The sequence below is a fragment of the Salmonella sp. SAL4457 genome (assembly GCF_046548235.1).
Lineage (GTDB): Bacteria > Pseudomonadota > Gammaproteobacteria > Enterobacterales > Enterobacteriaceae > Salmonella > Salmonella enterica.
This window is the reverse complement of record NZ_JBGDZO010000724.1, coordinates 1-261: the sequence shown is the minus strand read 5'-3', so window position 1 is coordinate 261 and position 261 is coordinate 1. Positions and strand designations below refer to the sequence as shown.

Here is a 261-nt window from a genome sequence, read left to right as displayed (position 1 = left end):
CGCTGGAGGTGTTCCGCGAACTGGTCGAGCATCCGCTGGTGCAACTGGTCTCGGTGATGGACCACGCCCCCGGCCAGCGCCAGTTCGCCAGGCTGGAGAAGTACCGCGAGTACTACCAGGGCAAGTACCACCTGAGCGATGCCGAGATGGACGCCTTCATCGTCGAGCAGGTAGCCAACTCCGAGCGCTACAGCGACGCCGCCCGTGCGGCCATCGTCGATGTCTGCCAGGGACGCGGCCTGTCGGTGGCCAGCCATGACG

At 66.3% G+C, this 261-nt stretch carries 1 pseudogene; it reads left to right on the top strand.

Going from position 1 to position 261, the window contains the following annotated elements:
• Window positions 1-8 precede the first annotated feature (8 nt).
• A pseudogene (locus ACLJNW_RS26055) lies at window positions 9-261 on the top strand (alpha-D-ribose 1-methylphosphonate 5-triphosphate diphosphatase); the annotation flags it as partial.